4 protein-coding genes and 1 pseudogene are annotated in these 2,754 nt (G+C 43.7%); all 5 read left to right on the top strand.

The window, feature by feature from the left end; translation table 11 throughout:
- Positions 1-347 (top strand): annotated as a pseudogene (locus tag ACFIMC_RS02990) (hypothetical protein); the annotation flags it as partial.
- On the top strand, positions 328-1,017 hold the full coding sequence (locus ACFIMC_RS02985) for a phage baseplate assembly protein V (protein ID WP_375681023.1): 690 nt from the start codon (positions 328-330) through the stop codon (positions 1,015-1,017). The pseudogene ACFIMC_RS02990 and the gene ACFIMC_RS02985, both read left to right, overlap by 20 nt.
- Complete coding sequence (locus tag ACFIMC_RS02980) at positions 1,014-1,355, top strand: GPW/gp25 family protein (protein ID WP_375612353.1); 342 nt, start codon at positions 1,014-1,016, stop codon at positions 1,353-1,355. Before ACFIMC_RS02985 ends, ACFIMC_RS02980 begins: the two co-directional genes overlap by 4 nt.
- Positions 1,352-2,179, top strand: coding sequence for a baseplate J/gp47 family protein (locus ACFIMC_RS02975; protein ID WP_375681022.1), 828 nt, complete (start codon positions 1,352-1,354; stop codon positions 2,177-2,179). Before ACFIMC_RS02980 ends, ACFIMC_RS02975 begins: the two co-directional genes overlap by 4 nt.
- The coding region (locus ACFIMC_RS02970) for a phage tail protein (protein ID WP_375681021.1) at positions 2,179-2,754 on the top strand (576 nt) is incomplete at its 3' end. The genes ACFIMC_RS02975 and ACFIMC_RS02970, both read left to right, overlap by 1 nt.

Raw genomic sequence — 2,754 nt, 5'->3', positions numbered from 1 at the left:
TAGATGTTGAATGTTATGCGACATGTGAAGATGGAGCACGTTTTGTTGACCAATTAGCATGGGAAGTTGAGGAGGTTTTCTACGCTAATCCCAATCTCAACAACAGCGTTGAAACATGCCGCCTGCAAAATATTGCTTTTGCCTTTGGCGATAATGGCGCTCTAGCACTCCACGGTGCAATTTTAACCTTTGACGTAACTTACGTCACCAATATCCCCTGCCTTGATGAAGGAAAGGCAACCGAAAGAGTTGTTGAACCCCTTGTCGGTTTTAAACCAGAAACAGGTATGGGAAACCAAGACAAATACCATAAAATTGAAGGTGGACATGTTAGAGCGGCGCGATAAAGAAATCACAGATCTAAAAAGACGTGTGGCCAATATGGTTGTGGTGGGAAAAATTAGCCATGTCGACCATAAAAACGCACGCTATCGGATAAAAAGTGGCAATCTTGTCAGTGACTGGATTCCAGACACACAAGCCCGCGCCGGTAAAACACGCTCGTATGAAGGGCGTGATATCGGAGAGCAAGTGATTGTTATCTCGTCATCAGGGGATTTATCACAAGGGGTGATTGTTGGTTCACTTCATACCGATGCTAATCAAGCAGCCGATAAAGGCAGCATTCACCGAACGATATACCCTGATGGAACCAGCCTTGAATATGATGATGAACAAAACACTTATGGAATTCACATCAAATCCGGCGGAAAGTTTATTCTGACAATCGCTGATGGTGTGTCACTAAAAGGTGATGGGGGCAAGTTAGAGCTTACGGCACCGGAAGGCATAAAGATTGTTTCAGAAAGCGATATAAATTTAAACGCAAAAGGCAACATCTCTTTGAAGGCAGGTGGTGGCGTTTCACTGAATTCGAATGATAGTCTCTCTCTTCATTCTGGAAATAATGTTTCCATTCATTCAAGTGGATTAAGACATAACGGCACCAATGTAGGAGCAACACATGTTCATGGCGGTGTTTCCCCTGGTGGTTCTATGACAGGAGATCCCAATTGAACAGTGGAATGGACCGCACAACGGGAAAGCCATTAACCGGCATTGATCATTTGCGTCAATCAATCCTTGATATTTTGTTAACGCGGATTGGTTCGCGTGTAATGCGGCGTGATTATGGTTCACGTGTTGCTGAACTCATTGATGCACCGGTTAATAATGCTTTTGCTGTTGCTCTTTATGCTGCTGTTGCTGAGGCTTTAGACAAGTGGGAACCGCGTTTTAAATTGAAAAAAATTGATTTTAAAAGGGGTGAGAATGGACACGTTTCTTTATCCTTTGAAGGCATTTATTTGCCATCCGGCAAGCCCATTACCATGGAAGGATTATTGATAAAATGAATGGAGTGCTTGCAAAACCAGACATCATCACAGAACTTTCTTTTGAAGAAATACGCGCTGCTGCTCTTGTCCATTTAAAAGAGCTTTTGCCTGAATATACCATTCTTGAAAGTGATCCGGCCGTAAAAGTCATAGAGGCTTTTAGCTATCGAGAGTTGCTTTTAAGACAGCGTATTAACGAGGCAGCACGCAACAACATTCTTGATTTTGCAACCGGTGAATCTCTTGATGCTTTGGGAAACTGGCATGGTCTTGCCCGCATGGAGGGTGAAAGTGACGAGAGATATCGTGAACGCATACAGCTTCATGCCCGTGGAGGAAACGGAAGTGGAACAGAACCCTATTACAAACTTATCGCCTTAACAGCCGATAGTCGAGTGAAAGATGCCATTATCTATCGTAAAGGCAAAAACCCAACCATCTATGTTGCTGTTTTTGGTAATAATGAAGAAGGAACAGCCTCTGAAGATCTCATACAAGCAGTTTCACAAGCTCTTCACAGAAAAAATATCATCATGACCAATGATACAATCATTGTTCACGCTGCTGTTAAAAAAGTGCTGGATTTAGAAGCAGATGTTTGGCTGTTACCAGAAACATCTTTGAAAATTCTCACGACAATGGAAACAAATTTACGCACGGCTTGGAAACAAGAACAAGCCATTGGTCGTGAATTAAGTTTGTCGTGGTGGATTTCAAAACTAATGATTGCTGGTGTCCAGAAAGTGATTGCCATTACCCCAACACAAGACAGTATGGTTTGTGATGAAGAAATTTTATCGATTGGAAAAATCACCTTAAACTTCAAAGGGCGTGCGCGCTAATGGTTGGTTCCCTCCTTCCCACAAACGCAACAGAATTTGAAAAGCGCCTTGCCGATGCTTGCGATTTTCATCAAGATATTGATGGTTCTGTTTTGGGGATTTCACGCGCAAAACTGATCACACGCCCTCCCCGTTTCTTGCCGTGGTTGATTGAAGAATACGGGCTTGGTGAACTGACACCTTATGTTCCAAATCTCTATGATTTGATTGATCAAGGGCTTCAATGGCAGAGGATACGTGGCTCCCTTGCGGCAATAGAGATGGGGCTTGAATGGCTAGAGATTACAGCACGCTTTCAACCCGCCTGGACGGGGCGCGCATGGTGGAATTCCTTTCAACTTGATTTTGATCAGTTGCCTGAACGCAAAAGCCTTGAAGCTATTGAAGCGATTACCGACCTTTCCAAAAGTTTGCGCTCTGATTTTCGCCGTGGGACCTATGGTTATAATGTGCAAGCTGTTGAATGCAATATGTCACGCCTTGATGACAGCATGTTGGAGTATGAAAGCGGTGTTCGCTTAACAGCTGGGGGCACTTTGTTTTCCTTTGGGCGCACAACAGAGATCAATCACACG

It is taken from the genome of Bartonella sp. AP21QHHD (assembly GCF_042196205.1).
GTDB lineage: Bacteria > Pseudomonadota > Alphaproteobacteria > Rhizobiales > Rhizobiaceae > Bartonella.
The sequence above is the reverse complement of the archived record's forward strand: the minus strand, read 5'-3'. Positions and strand labels throughout refer to the sequence as shown.